Below are 17,921 nucleotides of genomic sequence, written 5' to 3' on the forward strand. Positions count from 1 at the left end.
ATAATTGCTGGCGATTTGCCAGCTGTTCATTGCCTGGCAAAATTTATTTTCATCCGGGTTTGGCCGGTTCGAATACTCGGCATCAAGCACATCCATCCTTTGACAGGAATTTTCATGGCCACCTATCCCCACTTGCTGCAACCCCTTGATCTTGGCTTTACCACGCTGCCCAACCGCGTCCTGATGGGCTCGATGCACGTCGGACTCGAGGAGGTCAAGGACGGTTTCAAGCGCATGGCCGCGTTTTACGCCGAGCGTGCGCGTGGCGGTGTCGGCTTGATCGTCACCGGGGGCATTGCGCCCAATGACCGCGGTCGCCCAATGCCTGGCGGCGCGCGCCTGACCACCGAAGCGGAGGCCGAAAAACACAAACTGGTGACCGCCGCCGTGCACCAGGCCGGCGGCAAGATCGCCATGCAAATCCTGCACTTTGGCCGCTACGCGTACCACGAGAATCTGGTGGCACCGAGCGCGTTGAAGGCGCCCATCAACCCGATGACGCCGCATGCGCTGAGCACCGACGAGGTGCACCAGACCATCGACGACTTTGTGCGCTGCGCCGCGCTGGCGCAAAGCGCGGGTTACGACGGGGTCGAGATCATGGGCTCAGAGGGCTACCTGCTCAACGAATTCATTGCCGCGCGCACCAATCAGCGCGACGACGAATGGGGTGGCAGCTACGCCAACCGCATCAAATTTCCGGTCGAGATCGTGCGCCGCACGCGCGAAAAAGTGGGCAAAAATTTCATCATCATTTACCGCCTGTCGATGCTCGATCTGGTCGAGGGCGGCTCCACGCTCGACGAAGTGATTCAGCTCGCCCAAGCCGTCGAGGCGGCGGGTGCGACCATCATCAACACCGGCATTGGCTGGCACGAGGCGCGCATTCCCACCATCGCCACCAAGGTGCCGCGCGCGGCCTGGGCCTGGGTCACGCAGCAGCTCAAGGGCAAGGTGGGCATTGCGCTGGTGGCCACCAACCGCATCAACACGCCCGAGGTGGCCGAGCAGCTGCTGGCTGACGGCTTTTGCGACATGGTCTCGATGGCGCGGCCGTTCCTGGCTGACCCGCTGTTTGTGCAAAAGGCCGCCGAGGGCCGCGCCGACGAGATCAACACCTGCATCGGCTGCAACCAGGCTTGCCTGGACCATACCTTTGCCGGCAAGGTGACCAGTTGCCTGGTGAATCCGCGTGCCTGCCACGAGACCCTGATCAACCTCACGCCCGTTGCCAGCCGCGACAAGATTGCCGTGGTCGGCGCCGGGCCGGCGGGCTTGAGCTTTGCCACGGCCGCGGCGCAATGCGGCTTCGACGTGACGCTGTTCGACGCGGCCCCCGAGATCGGCGGCCAGTTCAACATTGCCAAGCAGGTGCCGGGCAAAGAAGAGTTTTACGAGACGCTGCGCTACTTTGGCAAGCAGCTTGAGCTGACCGGCGTCACCCTGAAGCTCAACACAAAGATCGGCGTCATGGCAAGCGAAGCGTGGCAATCCATGGCAACCATCAGCATCAAGGACCTGGTCGCAAGCGGTTTCAAACACGTGGTGCTGGCCACCGGCGTGACGCCGCGCACCCCGCCCATCGATGGCATCGACCATGCCAAGGTGCTCGGTTACCTTGACGTGCTGCGCGATAAAAAGCCGGTCGGTAAAACCGTGGCGCTGATCGGCGCCGGCGGCATTGGCTTCGACACCGCCGAATACCTGCTGCATGAGGGCACCAGCTCGAGCCTGGATCAGGCCAAGTTCTTTGCCGAGTGGGGTGTCGATACCCGCTACAGCACGCGCGGCGGCCTGACGCCGGCGCACATCGAGGCGAGTCCACGCAAGGTCTATTTGTTGCAGCGCAAGACCAGCAAAGTGGGTGATGGCCTGGGCAAAACCACTGGCTGGATTCACCGCACCTCGCTGAAAAACCGCCACGTCGAGATGCTCGCGGGTGTGACTTACCGCAAAATTGACGACGCGGGCCTGCACATCACGGTCAACGGCGAAGAGCGCACGCTGCCGGTGGACAACGTGGTGATCTGTGCCGGCCAGGAGCCGCAGCGCGAACTGCAGGCCGCTTTGCAGGCAGCGGGGCTGCAGGTGCACCTGATCGGCGGTGCCGACAAAGCCGATGAGCTCGATGCCAAACGTGCCATCAAGCAGGGCCTGGAGCTGGCGGTGGCGCTGGCCAGCGGGCCGGCACCAGGGGCTGACAAGTCAAACCAAGCAGTGACCGCTGGCCAGGCAAAAACCAGTGCAGGCAGCGCCGGAGAAAACAGCGCTACGCCCTATAAAACCCTGAGCGTGAGTTTGCAGGACCACATTGCCACCATCAAACTCAACCGGCCCGACAAGGCCAACGCCATGAACCTGGCGATGTGGCACGAGATTCGCCAGGCCTTCAAGTGGGTCGATGCCACGGCAGAGGCGCGCGTGGCGATTCTGGAAGGCGAGGGCAAGCTGTTCACCAGCGGCATCGATCTGCAGATGATGATGGGCATGGGCGACCAGATTCAGAATGACTGCGAAGCCCGCACCCGCGAAAACCTGCGCCAGGTGATTCTGGATTTGCAGGACAGCCTGACCGCACTGGAGCGCTGCCGCAAGCCGGTGCTGGCCGCCATTCACGGTGCCTGCATTGGTGGCGGTATCGATTTGATTTGTTGCGCCGACATGCGCTACTGCTCGGGCGATGCCACATTCAGAATCAAGGAAATCGACATCGGCATGACCGCTGATGTGGGCACCTTGCAGCGCTTGCCCAAGCTGGTGGGCGAAGGCATGGCGCGCGAGCTGGCCTACACCGGGCGCAAGTTCGATGCGGCCGAGGCGCTACAGATGAAGCTGGTGAACCGCGTGTTCGACTCGCGCGAAGCGCTGCAAGCGGGTGTGCGCGAGCTCGCTGCCAGCATGGCCGCCAAGTCGCCCTTGAGCATTCGGGGGGTGAAAGAAATGATCACCTATGCGCGTGACCATTCTGTGGCCGACGGCCTGAACTACGTGGCCACCTGGAACGCCGCCATGCTGCTTTCCAACGACTTGCAGGAAGCCATGATAGCCAATATGGGCAAGCGAGCGCCAGTTTTCAAGGATTGATCAGAGCAACTGGTTGTCGCTGGCCAGCGCGTCGTCGAGACGTTTGATCAGTTGACTGATTTTGATGGCATCGTCGGCTTGCCAGGGCGCGCCCGGCTCTGCCCGGGGTGTTGCTGAACCGGCGGGGGCTTCGGGGGCGTCAAAGGCCAGGTTAAGCGCGGCCAGCACGGCAATACGGTCACGTGCACGCACCTTGCCCGCCTCGCGGATCTTGCACATGGCTTCGTCCACGCGCCCCGCCACATTGAGCAAACGCGTCTCGCCGCCTACCGGGCAGCCGAGCAAATAGCTTTGCCCCATGATCTGAACTTCGAGCTGCTTCATTGGGAACCTCGCTGGGGGTTCAAGGGCGGAGAACCGGCCTCCGGTAAACGTGACAGCAGGGCATCCACCCGCGCCCGCGCTGCGCTCAGGCGCGATTTGAGAGAATCGCGCTCTTGCTTCAGCGACTCAATTTCCTCGTAGAGCAGCGCGTTGGTGCGGTTGAGTTCTTCGTGGCGCAACAACAAGCGCTCAACCCGCTCGGCAATTTGGTCTATGGGTGACTGGTCTGACATAGGCGAGGATTGTAAGATTTTGGAAAATCATTTTAATGACCAAAAAGTTATTAAAATTGGCGCCGGTATCAATCAGGTTTGAAGTCAATCAACACAAAAATTACAGGGATGAAAGTCGATGTGCAAAGTTACCGGTTTTAAAGTGACGTGGCTGTTGGCGCTTGCGACAGCCTTGGTCGCCTGCTCCAGGCCTGCGCCGCCCGCCGAGCCGATTCGCGCCGTCAAGGTGGTCACGGTTGGCCTGCACGGGACTTCTGGCACGCTGGAATTCGCCGGCGAGATTCGTGCCCGGGTCGAATCGCAACTGGGCTTTCGTGTAGGTGGCAAGCTGCTGGCGCGGGCAGTGGAGGCGGGCCAGCACGTCAAGGCCGGGCAAGTTCTGGCCCGGCTCGACCCACAGGATTTGACGTTGGCCACCAATGCCGCTCGCGCCCAGTTGGCCGCCGCGCGCAGCAGCCTCGATCTGGCGACGGCCGATCTCAAACGCCATACCGAACTCGGCAACCAGGGCTTCATCGGTGCCGCCGAACTGGAGCGGCGCGACGCTGTTTTCAAGGCAGCCCAGGCGCAATTCGAGCAGGCGCAGTCGCATCTGGCAGCGCAGAGCAATCAGGCCGACTACGCCATCTTGCGCGCCGATGCGCCCGGCGTGGTAACGGCCGTGCTGGCCGAGCGCGGCCAAGTGGTGTCGGCTGGCGCCCCGGTGCTGCAGTTGGCCCACGACGGCCCGCGCGACGTGGTGTTTGCCGTGCCCGAAGACAAGGTGGCGGCCATCACCACGGGCACGCCAGCGCAGGTGCGGGTCTGGTCCACAGACGCCATGTTCAAGGGCGTGGTGCGCGAAGTCGCCGCCAGCGCCGACCCCGTCACGCGCACCTTTTCAGTCAAGGTGGCGCTGCGGGCCGAGGACGATCTGGCACTGGGCAGCACGGTGACGGTCATGCCAGCTGCGCTCCAGCATGCCGGCACGCCAGTCATCAAGCTGCCCACCAGCGCTTTGTGGCAGCAGGGCCAGGCCAGCGCCGTCTGGCTGTTTGAGCCCGCCAGCATGACGGTCAAGCCGCAGACGGTGCAAATTGCCACCGCCGACGGCAACGACGTGGTGATCTCCGACGGCCTGCAGCCGGGCATGCAGGTGGTGGTGGCGGGCGTGCATGTGCTGGCACCGGGCCAAAAGGTCATGCTTTACCAGGCCAGCAAGTTGATCGACACGGCCAGCCAAGCGCAAACCGTGCCCGGCGCTTCGGCTCATGCCCGCTGAGCCAAGCATGAGCGCGTCCCTGTTGCAACCCAAAAAAGGTTTTAACCTGTCGCGCTGGGCCATTGAGCACGCCTCGCTGACACGGTTTTTGATGGTCGTGCTGCTGCTGCTGGGCACCGCCAGCTACTTCTCGCTTGGGCAGGATGAAGACCCGCCATTTACCTTCCGGGCCATGGTGGTGCGTGCTTACTGGCCGGGTGCCAGTGCCCAGCAAATGGCCGAGCAGGTTACCGACAAGTTGGAGCGCACGCTGCAGGAGGTGCCCTACGCCGATCAAATTCGCAGCTACGCCAAGCCGGGCGAGACCCTGATCATTTTTCAGATCAAAGACTACGCCCGCGGTGCCGAGGTGGCCAACGTCTGGTACCAGGTGCGCAAAAAAATTGGCGATATGCGCGCCAGCCTGCCGCAAGGCGTGGTGGGACCGTTTTTCAATGACGATTTTGGCGATGTCTATGGCGTCATTTATGCCTTGCAGGCCCCCGGTTTCAGCTATGCCGAGGTCAAGACATTTGCCGACGACGTGCGCCAGCAGCTGCTGCGCGTGCCTGACGTTGGCAAGGTCGAGTTGTTTGGCGTGCAGGACGAAAAACTGTTCATTGAAATCTCGCAAAAGCGGCTGGCCCAACTGGGGCTGGACATGAATGCCGTGCTGGCCCAGCTGAACCAGCAAAACGCGGTGGCCTCCGCCGGTGCGGTGCAAACACCGCTCGATGTGGTACAGGTGCGCGTGGCCGGGCAGTTCATGGCGGTGCAAGACCTGCGCGCCATGCCGATTTACGCGGGCACCCGCCAGTTGCGCCTGGGTGACATTGCCACCATCAAGCGCGACTATGTCGATCCACCCTCGGTCAAGGTGCACTTTCAGGGCGAGGAAGTGATTGCGCTCGGGGTCTCGATGAGCAGGGGCGGCGACATCATCGCGCTGGGCAAGGCCTTGACTGCGGCCGTCCGGCACATCGAGAAAACCTTGCCGTTGGGCGTCACGCTGGGGCAGATCCAGGACCAGCCCAGGTCGGTGGCCAGCTCGGTCAATGAGTTCGTCAAGGTACTGATCGAGGCCGTGGCAATTGTGCTGGCGGTGAGCTTCATCAGCCTCGGCTTGCACAGGCGCCCCGGCACGCAGCCGCTCATGAAGCGCTGGACGCTCGACATGCGCCCCGGTCTGGTGGTGGGTATCGCCATTCCGCTGGTGCTGGCCATGACCTTCCTGGCGATGCACTACTGGGGCATTGGCCTGCACAAGGTTTCGCTGGGCTCGCTCATCATTGCTTTGGGCCTGCTGGTGGACGACGCCATCATCGCGGTGGAAATGATGGTGCGCAAGATGGAAGAAGGTTATGACAAGGTGCGCGCCGCCACCTTTGCCTATGACATCACGGCCATGCCCATGCTCACCGGCACGCTCATTACCGCTACCGGCTTTTTGCCCATTGGCTTGGCAAGAAGCACGACCGGCGAATATACCTTTGCCATCTTTGCCGTGACGGTGATCGCGCTGGTCTTGAGCTGGATCGTTTCGGTCTATTTTGTGCCCTACCTGGGCACGCGCCTGCTCAAGCCGCCGCCGCATGTGCAAGAGTCCGAACAAGCGCCAGTTGCGAACCGGGCGCTGGCGCATGACATGTACGACACGCCTTTTTACCGGGCGTTTGGTCGCACCGTGAACGCCTGCATCCGTCACCGCTGGCTCACCATTGGCGCAACCGCGGCGCTGTTTGGTCTGGGGATTGTCGGCATGGGACAGGTGCAGCAGCAGTTTTTTCCCGACTCGAGCCGTCCCGAGCTGACCATTGAACTCTGGTCGCCCGAGGGTACCGCCTTTGTCGCCACCGAAGACGTGGCCAAACGGGTCGAGACCCGCTTGCTGGCCGAGCCCGGCGTGGCCACCGTCACCCAGTGGATTGGTTCCGGCGTGCCGCGCTTTTACTTGCCGCTGGAGCAGGTGTTTGCCCAGACCAATGTGTCGCAACTGATTGTGCTGCCGCACGACTTGGTCGCGCGCGAACGATTGCGGCGCCAGTTGCCTGCGCTGCTGGCGCAGGAGTTCCCCGAGGTGCGTGGCCGCGTCAAGCTGCTGGCCAACGGTCCGCCGGTGCCCTACCCGGTGCAGTTTCGCGTGGTCGGGTCCGACCCGCTGGTGCTGCGCGAGCGCGCCGACGAGGTCAAGGTGGTGATGCGCCAAAACGCCAACACGCGCGGCGTCAACGACAACTGGAACGAGTCCATCAAGGTGATGCGCCTTGAAGTGGACCAGGACAAGGCGCGTGCGCTGGGCGTTTCCAGCCAGTCCATTGCGCAAGCTGCCAAAATCATCCTCAGTGGCAGCACGGTGGGCCAATACCGCGAGGGTGACAAGTTGATCGACATCGTGCTGCGTCAGCCGCTCGAGGAGCGCAACGCCATCACCGACATCGCCAACGCCTATCTGCCCACTGCGTCGGGCAAGTCGATCCCGCTCATGCAAATTGCCAAACCCGTGTTCACCTGGGAGCCCGGCGTGATGTGGCGCGAGGCTGGCGACTACGCCATCACCGTGCAAAGCGACATTGTCGAGGGCCTGCAGGGCGCTACCGTCACCGACGAACTGCTGCTTGAGCTCAAACGCCTGCAAGCCCAATGGGCGCAAGCCGGGCAGGGCGACTACCGCATCGAGGTGGCCGGCGCCGTGGCCGAGAGCGCCAAGGGCTCATCGAGCATCGTGGCCGGTATTCCGATCATGCTGTTCATCACCTTCACGCTGCTGATGCTGCAACTGCACAGCTTCAGTCGCGCCGTGCTGGTGTTTCTGACCGGGCCGCTGGGTATCGCCGGGGTGGCCGGGGCGCTGTTGCTGCTGAACCGACCGTTCGGCTTTGTCGCGCTGCTCGGCGTCATTGCACTGATGGGCATGATCCAGCGCAACTCGGTCATCCTGATCGACCAGATCGAGCAGGACCGCGCCAGCGGCGTACTGGCCTGGAGAGCCATCGTGGGTGCTGCCACGCGCCGCCTGCGCCCCATCGTGCTGACTGCTGCCGCTGCGGTGCTGGCCATGATTCCCTTGAGCCGCTCGGTGTTCTGGGGGCCGATGGCGGTGGCCATCATGGGCGGCCTGATTGTGGCCACCGTGCTCACACTGCTGGCCCTGCCGGCCATGTACGCAGCCTGGTTCAGGGTCACGCCAACCAGCCGCTGAGTGACCGGTAGCCGCCACCCGGCGGGTTAGAATCCGCCCCTGACCTAACAGCAACAGCGCGGGTGGCGAAATTGGTAGACGCACCAGGTTTAGGTCCTGACGCTGGCAACAGTGTGCGGGTTCGAGTCCCGCCCCGCGCACCATAGGGAAAAAGCGAAATTTATTTGAAAATCAACAGCTTGTGTTGATTTTAAGAGTTTCGCTGGTTTCTGCCTGCTGGCGCTGAACCTGGCCCGATCAGGCGCTACGGTGTAGTTGGAAAACTCCGGACCGCGGTTTTGGGTCGCCAGGCCTTGCACACCGCTTCATCGGTTTCCAGGTACGGCCCGCCAATCAGGTCGATGCAGTAGGGTACGGCGGCAAAAACTCCGGGTACCACGGACTTGCCCTCGGCGTCGCGCAGGCCTTCCAGGATTTCAGCGATCGACTTGGGCTGGCCCGGCAGGTTGATGATGAGGCTTTGCTTGCGGATCACGGCCACCTGGCGCGACAGAATGGCCGTGGGCACAAAGTTGAGGCTGATCTGGCGCATTTGCTCGCCAAAACCGGGCATTTCCTTGTGCGCCACCGCCAGCGTGGCTTCGGGCGTGACATCGCGCAGCGCCGGGCCGGTGCCGCCGGTGGTGAGCACCAGGGCGCAGCCGGTGTCCACCAGTTCGATCAGTGCCGCTTGAATGGCGGCTTGCTCGTCGGGGATCAGGCGCGGCTCGAACTGCAGCGGATTTTTTAATGCGCGGCTGAGCCACTCTTGCAGCGCGGGCAGGCCCTTGTCGACATAAATGCCAGCGGAGGCGCGGTCGCTGACCGACACGATGCCGATCTTGACGGGTGGGTAGGGGTTGGCGGCGGGTGTGTTCATGAGGCTTCTCTGGCAGGGCTGAAAGGCGTGTCGTTATGGTCGTGCGGCGGGATGGCGCCGAGCTGCTCGCGCACCAGTTGAAATATTTCGCGGTAGGCGCGGCCGTGGCGCGGCAGTGCGCCGGGTTTGGACGGCTTGGCATCTTTGCGTGCCTGGCGAATCAGCGCGCGCAACTGCTGGCTGTCAAAGCCCGGGTACAGGGTGATCCATTGAGCGGCGGCATCGTCGTCGGCAATCAGGCGGTCGCGCCAAATCTCGGCCTGGTGCAGCACCAGGTTGTCGGCGGCGGAGCCGGTGGCTTCTTCATTGAGCGCTCTTTTGACGGCATCCAACACCTCAGGTTCGAGCTTGCGCATGAGCTTGCCGATGAACTGCATCTGGCGCCGCTTGCCCTCGAAGTTGGTGATGCGTTTGGCTTCGTCAATCGCATCCATGAACTGGTCGGACAGGTCCAGCCTGGCCAGCGTATCGGCGCGCAGTTCCAGCAAATCAGCGCCCAGCTTTTGCAGCTCGGTGCTTTCGCGTTTGAGGTCGGTGCGGCTTTGGTCGTCGGTGCCCTTGAGCTCGGCCTTGAGCTCCAGGTCGCGCTCGCTGCCCTCGGCGACGAACTCACCACGAACGAAATAGCCTTTTTTGAGTTTTCTTGTCATAGACAAGTATCATAGCCGCGCTATGAACATATCCAACACTTCCAGGCGCACTCCCAAGTCGAGCCGCACCGCCGCGCTGTCCCCTGCCAAAAGCGCTGATGCCCCGGCCAATGGCTTCAGTTACAGCCGTACTTTTTTTGAAGGCCTGGTCGATTCGGCCTTGGCCCATGCCAAAAAACTCGGTGCCACCGATGCCGCAGCGCACGCCTCGGAGGGCTGTGGTCTGAGCGTCTCGGCGCGCTTGGGCGAGCTGGAAAACGTCGAGCGCAACCGCGACAAGTCGCTCGGCATCACCGTGCATTTGGGCCAACGCCGCGGCAACGCCAGCACCTCCGATTTTTCGCAGGCGGCCATCGAGCAGACCGTGCAGGCCGCATTCGACATTGCCCGTTTCACCGCCGAAGACTCGTTTGCCGCCTTGCCCGACGAGGCCGACATTGCCCGCGCTGATGCGCAGCGCACCGACCTGGAGCTGTTTTTTCCCTGGGCCATCACCAGCGAGCAGGCGGCGCAGATTGCGCTGCAAGCCGAAGCCGCGGCCTTTGCCGTGGACAAGCGCATCAGCAACAGCGAAGGCGCCAGCGTGTCGGCCCAGCAGTCGCACTTTTTCAGCGCCCACACGCACGGCTTTCGCGGCGGCTACGCCAGCTCGCGCCACTCCCTGTCGGTGTCGCCGATTGCCGGACGGGGCGACGACATGCAGCGCGACTACTGGTACAGCTCGCAGCGCAATGCCGCCGAGCTGGCCTCGCCCGAGGCGGTGGGGCGCTACGCTGCCGAGCGCGCCCTGAGCCGTCTGCACGCCCGCAAGATTGCCACCACCGAATGCCCGGTGCTGTTCGAGTCGCCGCTGGCGGCTGGCCTGTTGGGCAGCTTTGTGCAGGCCGTCAGTGGCGGCGCGCTGTATCGCAAGAGCAGCTTTTTGCTCGACAGCTTGGGTAAACCAATTTTCCCCAAGCACATTGACATTCTGGAAGACCCGTTCATCAAGCGCGGCAAGGGCAGTTCGCCGTTTGACGACGAAGGCGTGCGCGTGCAGGCGCGAAGCGTGGTCGATGCGGGTAGGGTACAGGGTTATTTTCTGGGCAGCTACTCGGCGCGCAAACTGGGCATGAAAACTACCGGCAACGCGGGCGGCTCGCACAACCTGATTTTTACCTCACGCCTGACGCGTGCTGGCGACAACCTTGATGCCATGCTGCAGCGCTTGGGCACCGGCCTGTTTGTGACCGAGCTGATGGGCAGCGGCGTCAATTACGTGACCGGCGACTATTCGCGCGGGGCCAGCGGCTTTTGGGTGGAAAAAGGCCGCATTGCCTACCCCGTGCATGAAATTACCATCGCTGGCAACATGAAGGCCATGCTCAAAGGGATCGTGGCGGTGGGCGCCGATGCCTACAACCACGGCGCCAAAACTGTGGGCTCGATCCTGATCAACAAGATGAAAGTGGCGGGGAGCTGACTTTGACCAGAAATCGTCAGCCACCCAGAGGGCCTACTTCGCTGGACGCACTGACGAATTGTCAAATCGTTCAATGCCCCAGGATTTTCGACAAAAAGTCCTTGCTGCGCTCGCTTTGCGGGTTGTTGAAGAAGTCGTGCGGGTTGTTTTGCTCGACGATCTGGCCCTGGTCCATGAAGATCACGCGGTCGGCCACGGCCTTGGCAAAGCCCATTTCGTGCGTCACGCAGAGCATGGTGATGCCTTCATCGGCCATGGCAATCATCACGTCGAGCACTTCCTTGATCATCTCGGGGTCGAGCGCGCTGGTGGGTTCGTCGAACAGCATGATTTTTGGTTTGAGGCACAACGCGCGGGCAATGGCCACGCGCTGCTGCTGACCGCCCGAGAGTTGCAGCGGGTACTTGTTGGCCTGTTCGGCAATGCGCACGCGTTCAAGCTGTGCCATGGCTTTTTCTTCGGCATCTTTCTTGGGCATCTTGCCGACCCACATCGGCGACAGCGTCAGGTTTTCCAGCACCGTCAGGTGCGGAAACAGGTTGAATTGCTGGAACACCATGCCAACTTCCTTGCGTACTTTGTCAATCGCCTTGACGTCGTCGGTCAACTCGGTGCCATCCACGGTCAGGTGGCCTTGCTGGTGCTCTTCGAGACGGTTGATGCAGCGGATGAGGGTGGATTTGCCCGAGCCCGATGGCCCGCAAATCACGATGCGCTCGCCCTTGGCCACGCTCAGGTCGATGTCGCGCAGCACATGAAAGTCGTTGCCATACCATTTGTTGACTTTGTCAAAAGTGATGATGGGGGAGGGGGTGTTGGTGTCAGCCATGATGATGATCGGTTGAAGTATTGAAAATCGTGGACAGGAAATTTGTCATTGTGTCGCGGTGCTCTTTTCCATGAACAGTCCCGTCAATGCGACAGTGACCGTCATTGCGAACGAAGTGAAGCAATCCATGTCCCCGGACTGCATGGACTGCCGCGCTACGCTCGCAGTGACGAAGTCTCTGTTCAAGGTCCGTGTGCGGTATCAGGCCAGGTACGGCCGGCTCGCCGTGACGAAGTCTTCGTTCAAGGTCCGTATGCGGTAGCTGGCCGGCTACGATGGGCACGCAACGACGGTGCATAACCGCTATCTCAACTTACTCTTGTTGACCTGCGTCTCGACCCAGTGGCTGTAGCGCGACATGGAAAAGCAGAAGACAAAATAGATCAGGGCAATGAAAACGTAGCCTTCAATCGAGAAGGGGCGCCAGTTGGAGTCGGAGTTGAGCGCCAGGCTCATGGCGCCGGTCAGCTCGTACAGGCTCACGATGGTCACCAGCGAGGTGTCTTTGAAGGTCGAGATGAAGTTGTTCATGATGCCCGGCACCACCATGGCCAGGGCTTGTGGCAGCACGATTTTGCGCTGGGTTTGCCAATACGACAGGCCCAGCGTGGCAGCCGCCTCTACCTGGCCCTTGGGCACTGCCTGCAAACCGCCGCGGATCACCTCGGCCGAATAGGCGGCGGCAAACAGCGTGATGCCCACCAGCACACGCACCAGCACATCAATGTTGACGCCCGGCGGCATGAACAGCGGGAACATGAACGAGGCCATGAACAGCACCGAGATCAAGGGCACACCGCGAATCAACTCGACATAAATGGTGCAAAAAGTGCGAATGGCCGGCAGGTTGGAGCGCCGCCCAAGCGCAATCAGCAGCGCCAGCGGAAAAGACATCACCAGCGACAGCGACGCCAGCAAAATGGTCAGTGGCAGGCCGCCCCAGCGGTCGGTTTCGACCTTGCTCAAGCCCAGCGTGTTGCCGTACATGAGCGCAAAAAATGCCGTCAGCACCACCAGCCACAACAGCGGCAGCCAGGCGCGCCAGAACATGCGCATGCAGCTGGCCACCAGCAAACCGGTGAGTAGCAGGGTGGCAATGAGCGGGCGCCATTGCTCTTCGAACGGGTAGCGGCCAAAGATGATGATGCGGTATTTTTCGGTGATCACGCCCCAGCAGGCACCGGCGCCTTCGACGCGGCAGGCATCGTAGTCGGCCGCCCAGACCGCCTTGATGATGGCCCAGTTCAAAATTTGCGGCACCAGCCACAGCAGCACCGCGCCAATCAGCAGTGTGGCCAGAGAGGTTTTCCAGTCGGCCAGCAAATTGGCCTTGACCCAGGCCACCGGACCTTCGGTGTTGACCGGGGCTGGTCGCGGTGCAATGGGTTGAAAAGTTGTGGTTTTCATGGTGGGGTCCGATTCAACGTTCCTTGATGGCGGCGCGGCTGTTGTACCAGTTCATCAGCAGCGATGTGCCCAGCGAGGTGATCAGGTACACCAGCATCACCAGCGCAATGCATTCCACCGCGCGGCCGGTCTGGTTGAGTGCGGTGTTGGCGATTGAGACCACATCGGGGTAGCCAATGGCCACCGCCAGAGACGAGTTTTTGGTCAGGTTCAGATACTGGTTGGTCAGCGGCGGAATGATCACGCGCAGTGCCTGCGGCAGCATGACCAAGCGCATTTCCTGCTTGCGGCTCAGGCCCAGTGCCGATGCTGCTTCAGCCTGGCCGCGTGCCACCGATGCGATGCCGCCGCGCACCACTTCGGCAATGAAAGCAGCCGTGTAGAGCGTCAGGCCCATCAGCACGGCCAAAAATTCGGGCGTCAGGGCACCGCCTTCTTCAACTGAAAATTCGCCTTTGAATGGGCGGTTGAAATCGGTGGGCGCGCCGCCCAGCGCCCAGCCGACCACGCTGGCCAACAGAAGAATCAAAAGCGGCAGCAGCACCATGCTGCGAGTTTGTCCGGTGGCTTCAAATTGCCTGACCGCCCAGCGCCGATAAGCCCAGCCCAGCAACAAGCCAGGCAGCAGCCCATAGGCCGCCCAAAGCTGGCCAGTGCTCCAGACCGGAATCGGAAAGTTCAGTCCGCCCTTACTCAAAAAAAGCGGGCCCACTTCCCAGGCCTCGGCCGAAATGGGTAGCACCTCGGTCAGGATCACGTACCACATCAGCAGTTGCAACAGCACCGGAATATTGCGGAAAAATTCCACGTAGGACAGGCACAGACCCCGCACCAGCGCATTGCGAGAGAAGCGGCCCACACCCAGCAGCGTGCCCAGCACGGTTGCCAGAATGATGCCGAGCACGGCCACGCGCAGCGTGTTGGTAACGCCCACCAGAAAGGCGCTCCAGTAGGCCTCGCCCGAGTCAAACGGGTACAGGCTTTCGCCAATGTCAAAGCCGGCCGCCTGGTTTAAAAAATCAAAGCCGCTCTGGATACCGCGAACCCGCATGTTTTCCAGTGTGTTGTGCGCCAGAAACCAGACCACACCAGCAATGGCCATCATGGCAATAAGCTGGTAAATCAGGCCCCTGAAGGCTTGGCTGCGCCAGGACCAATTATTTTTCTTGGGAGGAGTTTGTGGCTTCATCGTGATTGGTATCCATCAAAAAAAACGCCGCATGAATCGCTGGTGACGATGTCAGGCGGCGCCTTGTGCGCTGTGCGCTTGGATTAACGAACCGGGTAGGCGTACATCAGGCCGCCCTTGTTCCACTGGTTGTTGACACCACGGGGCAGGCCAAGCGCTGACTTGGGACCCACATTGCGCTCGAAAATTTCGCCGTAGTTGCCGGTCGCCTTGATGGCGTTGGTCATCCAGTCCCTGCTCAGGCCGAGCAGCTTGCCGGTGTCTTCCGAGACGCCCAGGATGCGTGTTACCACGGGGTCTTTGCTGCTGGTCTTCAGGCTGTCCACATTGGCCTGGGTGATGCCGTATTCTTCGGCTTCGAGCAGACCGTAGATGGTCCATTTGACGATGGCGAACCACTCGTCGTCACCGCGGCGCACCTGCGGACCCAGCGGCTCCTTGGAGATCAGCTCGGGCAGGATGACGTGGTCAGCCGGGTTCTTGGCCACCTTGTTGCGGGTAGAAGCCAAACCAGAGGCATCGGTGGTGTAGGCAATGCAGCGGCCGGTGAAGTAGGCGTTTTCGGCGGCCTCGAGTTTTTCAAACACCACCGGCTTGATGTTCAGGCCATTGGCTTTGGAGTAGTCTGTGAGGTTCTTCTCGGTGGTGGTGCCAGACTGCACACACACGGTTTGCCCCTTGAGCTGCTTGGCGCTCTTGATCTTGCTTTTGACCGGGACCATGAAGCCCTGGCCGTCGTAATAGGTAACAACGGTGGAATGCAGGCCCAGCGAGGCGTCACGGGTCAGGGTGAAGGTGGTGTTGCGCGACAGCACATCGATTTCGCCGGATTGCAGGGCGGTAAAGCGCTGTTGTGCATTCAGCGGCACGTATTTGACCTTTTCAGGGTCGCCCAGCGTGGCTGCGGCGATGGCGCGGCACACATCGATGTCCAGGCCGCTCCACTTGCCGCTGGAGTCAGCCGCGCCGAAACCTGCCAGGCCGGTGTTGACACCACATACCACCTGACCACGGGCCTTGATGCCGTCCAGGGTTTTTCCCGCGTGGGCGGGAAGTGCGGCAAGGGTGCCCAGCACAGCGGCAACGACTGCCAGGTTTTTGAGTTTGCTTGATTGCATTGGTTGACTCCAACAAAAAAAGTTAAAAAAGCTTGTAAGCTACGTCCGCGCACGGATAAATCGACAAGAGGTGAACTTTAACCGCGCGTCGATGGCATTTGCATTCGGGTTTACGCTTGGAATATATGCATTAAATTCATAATCATATTCAGCGAACCAGGCCCAAAACCTCGACTCAAATTGCCTTTCCATGAACACCCCCGTCATTGCGAACGAAGTGACGCAATCCATGACCCCGGAAGTCATGGATCGCCACGCTTCGCTCGCGATGACGAAGGCTCTGTTCAAGGTCCGTGTGCGGTATCGGGCCGGGTACGGCTGGCTCGCAGTAAACATGCCAGTATTAACGTGAAATATCAAAAGCCACGATGAAGGATCAAGCTTGAGATCGCAGATGTCTAACTTGACAACAGAAGCACTGGGCAAGCCCCTGAACGGCTGGCGCTTGCAGCTCTACATCATTATTTTTGAAGCCGATACCCGTGCCGGGCGCCGCTTTGATCAGGTGCTGATTGCGGTCATTCTGGCCAGCGTGGCGGTGGTGATGGCCGACAGCGTTGGGCACATCAACGATCGCTTTCATGGCTGGTTGACGCTCGCAGAATGGTTTTTTACCCTGTTGTTCACGCTGGAATACGCCGCGCGCCTGAGCTGCGTGCGTCACCCCTGGCGCTACGTTTTCAGTTTTTACGGCATCGTCGATCTGCTGGCGGTGTTACCTACTTACCTGGCGCTGCTGGTGCCGGAGGTGGGCGTGCTGATTGATGTGCGCATCCTGCGGTTGCTCAGGGTGTTTCGGGTCTTCAAGCTCTCGGCCTATGTGTCGGAATACCGGATGCTTGGCCAGGCTTTGCGCGCCAGCAAGCGCAAGATCATGGTGTTTCTGACGGCGGTTTTGATGATTGTGCTGGTGGTGGGCACCTTGATGTATGTGGTCGAAGGCCCCGCCAACGGCTACACCAGCATCCCCACTTCGGTTTATTGGGCTATCACCACCATGACCACGGTGGGCTTTGGCGACATCACCCCCAAAACAGATTTGGGACGGCTGATTGCGTCTGCCATGATGCTGCTCGGCTGGGGCACGCTGGCGGTGCCCACCGGCATTGTCACGGCCGAAATGGCCTATGCGCGCAATGCGCCCAGCACCACGCGCACCTGCCAGGAATGCCTGACCGAAGGCCATATGCCCGATGCCAATTTTTGTCGCCATTGCGGCGTGCGTTTGCCGGCCTATGCCAATGACGCGGACGCGCCATGAGGTGCTGCGCTACGATGCGCATCTTTGCAAAACAAGGAGACCAAAATGTTGGATACCGTCATCGCGGGCAGCCTGCCCAAACCCGCCTGGCTGGCCGAAACGCAAAAACTCTGGCCGCAGTGGAAGGCCACGGGTGACGAGCTGCTGCAAGCCAAGCGCGACGCCACGCTGCTTTGGATCAAGCTGCAGGAAGACGCGGGCCTGGACATCATTGGCGACGGCGAGCAGGCGCGCCAGCACTTTGTGCACGGCTTTCTGGAGCAAGTAGAAGGCATCGACTTCGAGCACAAGGTGACGATGGGCATTCGCGATGGCCGCTACGACGCACAGGTGCCGCAAGTGGTGGCACCGCTCAAACTCAAGGGTCGCGTGCACGCGCTCGAAGCCCAACTGCTGCGCGCCCACACCAAAAAGAAAGTCAAGTTCACGCTGCCCGGCCCCATGACCATCGTCGATACTGTGGCCGACCGCTGTTACGGCAGCAAGGTCGATATGGCGATGGCGTTTGCCGACCTGCTGAACCAGGAGGCGCTGGCGCTGCAGGCCGACGGCGTGGACATCATCCAGTTTGATGAACCCGCCTTCAACGTCTATTTGAAAGATGCGGCAACGTGGGGCGTGCAGGCCTTGGAGCGCGCCGCAAAGGGGCTCACCTGCACCACCGCTGTGCACATCTGCTACGGCTACGGCATCAAGGCCAACCTGGACTGGAAGGAAACGCTGGGCCAGCAGTGGCGCCAATACGAAGCCATTTTTCCGGCCATTGCGGCCAGCAGCATCAACCAGGTGAGCCTGGAGTGCTACCACTCCCATGTGCGCCCGCACCTGATGGGCTTGCTGGCCGGCAAGGACGTGATGGTGGGGGTGATCGATGTCGCCAGCGACGAGGTGGAAACCGCCGAGCAGGTGGCCGACACCATCGGCAAGGCGCTGCAATACGTGCCCAAGCACCGCCTGTTTCCCTGCACTAACTGCGGCATGGCGCCGATGAACCGCGACATCGCGCTGGCCAAGCTCAAGGCGCTCACTGAAGGCGCAGCCCTGGCGCGCCAAAGATTGGACTGAA

General features: G+C 61.3%; 15 protein-coding genes, 1 tRNA gene and 1 pseudogene. 9 read left to right on the forward strand and 8 right to left on the reverse strand.

The features are described 5' to 3' along the window. Positions 1-114: 114 nt before the first annotated feature. Together IBX54_RS00540 and IBX54_RS00545 are read left to right on the forward strand one after the other, a co-directional pair. Positions 115-2,175 (forward strand): annotated as a pseudogene (locus IBX54_RS00540) (FAD-dependent oxidoreductase); the annotation flags it as partial. 42 nt (positions 2,176-2,217) lie between these two features. Beyond that, positions 2,218-3,084, forward strand: a complete 867-nt coding sequence (locus IBX54_RS00545; protein ID WP_296540735.1) for a crotonase/enoyl-CoA hydratase family protein — start codon at positions 2,218-2,220, stop codon at positions 3,082-3,084. Here IBX54_RS00545 and IBX54_RS00550 read toward each other — a convergent pair whose 3' ends face one another. Both IBX54_RS00550 and IBX54_RS00555 read right to left on the reverse strand, forming a co-directional pair. Then, positions 3,085-3,408: a cell division protein ZapA gene (locus tag IBX54_RS00550; RefSeq protein ID WP_296540712.1), complete on the reverse strand. Its 324-nt coding sequence runs from the start codon at positions 3,406-3,408 to the stop codon at positions 3,085-3,087. Further along, entirely contained in the window at positions 3,405-3,641 is a 237-nt protein-coding gene (locus tag IBX54_RS00555) for a DUF904 domain-containing protein (protein ID WP_296540713.1), read from the reverse strand. Before IBX54_RS00555 ends, IBX54_RS00550 begins: the two co-directional genes overlap by 4 nt. A gap of 118 nt (positions 3,642-3,759) precedes the next feature. Between IBX54_RS00555 and IBX54_RS00560 the strand changes: the two genes are divergently transcribed. From IBX54_RS00560 to IBX54_RS00570, 3 genes are all read left to right on the forward strand, one after another. Beyond that, the gene (locus IBX54_RS00560; protein WP_296540714.1) at positions 3,760-4,902 is read left to right on the forward strand and encodes an efflux RND transporter periplasmic adaptor subunit; all 1,143 of its coding nucleotides are present in this window, start codon (positions 3,760-3,762) and stop codon (positions 4,900-4,902) included. Between the two features lie 7 nt (positions 4,903-4,909). Then, complete coding sequence (locus IBX54_RS00565; RefSeq protein ID WP_296540715.1) at positions 4,910-8,080, forward strand: efflux RND transporter permease subunit; 3,171 nt, start codon at positions 4,910-4,912, stop codon at positions 8,078-8,080. A gap of 56 nt (positions 8,081-8,136) precedes the next feature. Then, positions 8,137-8,223 (forward strand) — tRNA-Leu (locus tag IBX54_RS00570). A 101-nt stretch (positions 8,224-8,324) separates the two neighbouring features. On the opposite strand, the gene mog is transcribed toward IBX54_RS00570, so the two are convergent. Further along, the gene (mog, locus tag IBX54_RS00575; RefSeq protein WP_296540716.1) at positions 8,325-8,939 is read right to left on the reverse strand and encodes a molybdopterin adenylyltransferase; all 615 of its coding nucleotides are present in this window, start codon (positions 8,937-8,939) and stop codon (positions 8,325-8,327) included. Next, positions 8,936-9,589: a ribosome biogenesis factor YjgA gene (gene yjgA, locus IBX54_RS00580; RefSeq protein ID WP_296540717.1), complete on the reverse strand. Its 654-nt coding sequence runs from the start codon at positions 9,587-9,589 to the stop codon at positions 8,936-8,938. The genes mog and yjgA overlap by 4 nt, the downstream gene beginning before the upstream one ends. A 22-nt stretch (positions 9,590-9,611) precedes the next feature. Here yjgA and pmbA point away from each other — a divergent pair, with 22 nt between their 5' ends. Beyond that, complete coding sequence (gene pmbA / locus IBX54_RS00585) at positions 9,612-11,051, forward strand: metalloprotease PmbA (RefSeq protein ID WP_296540718.1); 1,440 nt, start codon at positions 9,612-9,614, stop codon at positions 11,049-11,051. Positions 11,052-11,121: 70 nt separating this feature from the next. Here pmbA and IBX54_RS00590 read toward each other — a convergent pair whose 3' ends face one another. The 4 genes from IBX54_RS00590 to IBX54_RS00605 form a co-directional block, all read right to left on the reverse strand. Next, on the reverse strand, positions 11,122-11,880 hold the full coding sequence (locus IBX54_RS00590; protein ID WP_296540719.1) for an amino acid ABC transporter ATP-binding protein: 759 nt from the start codon (positions 11,878-11,880) through the stop codon (positions 11,122-11,124). 303 nt (positions 11,881-12,183) lie between these two features. Then, positions 12,184-13,287, reverse strand: a complete 1,104-nt coding sequence (locus IBX54_RS00595) for an amino acid ABC transporter permease (protein WP_296540720.1) — start codon at positions 13,285-13,287, stop codon at positions 12,184-12,186. 13 nt (positions 13,288-13,300) lie between these two features. Then, on the reverse strand, positions 13,301-14,476 hold the full coding sequence (locus IBX54_RS00600; RefSeq protein ID WP_296540721.1) for an ABC transporter permease subunit: 1,176 nt from the start codon (positions 14,474-14,476) through the stop codon (positions 13,301-13,303). An 83-nt stretch (positions 14,477-14,559) separates the two neighbouring features. Further along, entirely contained in the window at positions 14,560-15,594 is a 1,035-nt protein-coding gene (locus IBX54_RS00605; RefSeq protein WP_296540722.1) for an amino acid ABC transporter substrate-binding protein, read from the reverse strand. A 190-nt stretch (positions 15,595-15,784) separates the two neighbouring features. On the opposite strand from IBX54_RS00605, the gene IBX54_RS00610 reads away from it, so the two are divergent. From IBX54_RS00610 to IBX54_RS00620, 3 genes are read left to right on the forward strand one after another with little or no spacing between them, the layout of a single operon-like run. After that, positions 15,785-15,946, forward strand: coding sequence for a hypothetical protein (locus IBX54_RS00610; RefSeq protein WP_296540723.1), 162 nt, complete (start codon positions 15,785-15,787; stop codon positions 15,944-15,946). A gap of 42 nt (positions 15,947-15,988) precedes the next feature. Further along, a complete protein-coding gene (locus IBX54_RS00615; RefSeq protein WP_296540724.1) occupies positions 15,989-16,855 on the forward strand; it encodes an ion transporter in 867 nt (288 codons plus the stop codon). Between the two features lie 45 nt (positions 16,856-16,900). Then, positions 16,901-17,920 carry a methionine synthase gene (locus IBX54_RS00620; protein WP_296540725.1) on the forward strand — a complete coding sequence of 340 codons (1,020 nt, stop codon included), beginning with the start codon at positions 16,901-16,903 and terminating at the stop codon, positions 17,918-17,920. Position 17,921 lies beyond the last annotated feature (1 nt).

It is taken from the genome of Rhodoferax sp., assembly GCF_014859475.1.
Lineage (GTDB): Bacteria > Pseudomonadota > Gammaproteobacteria > Burkholderiales > Burkholderiaceae_C > Rhodoferax.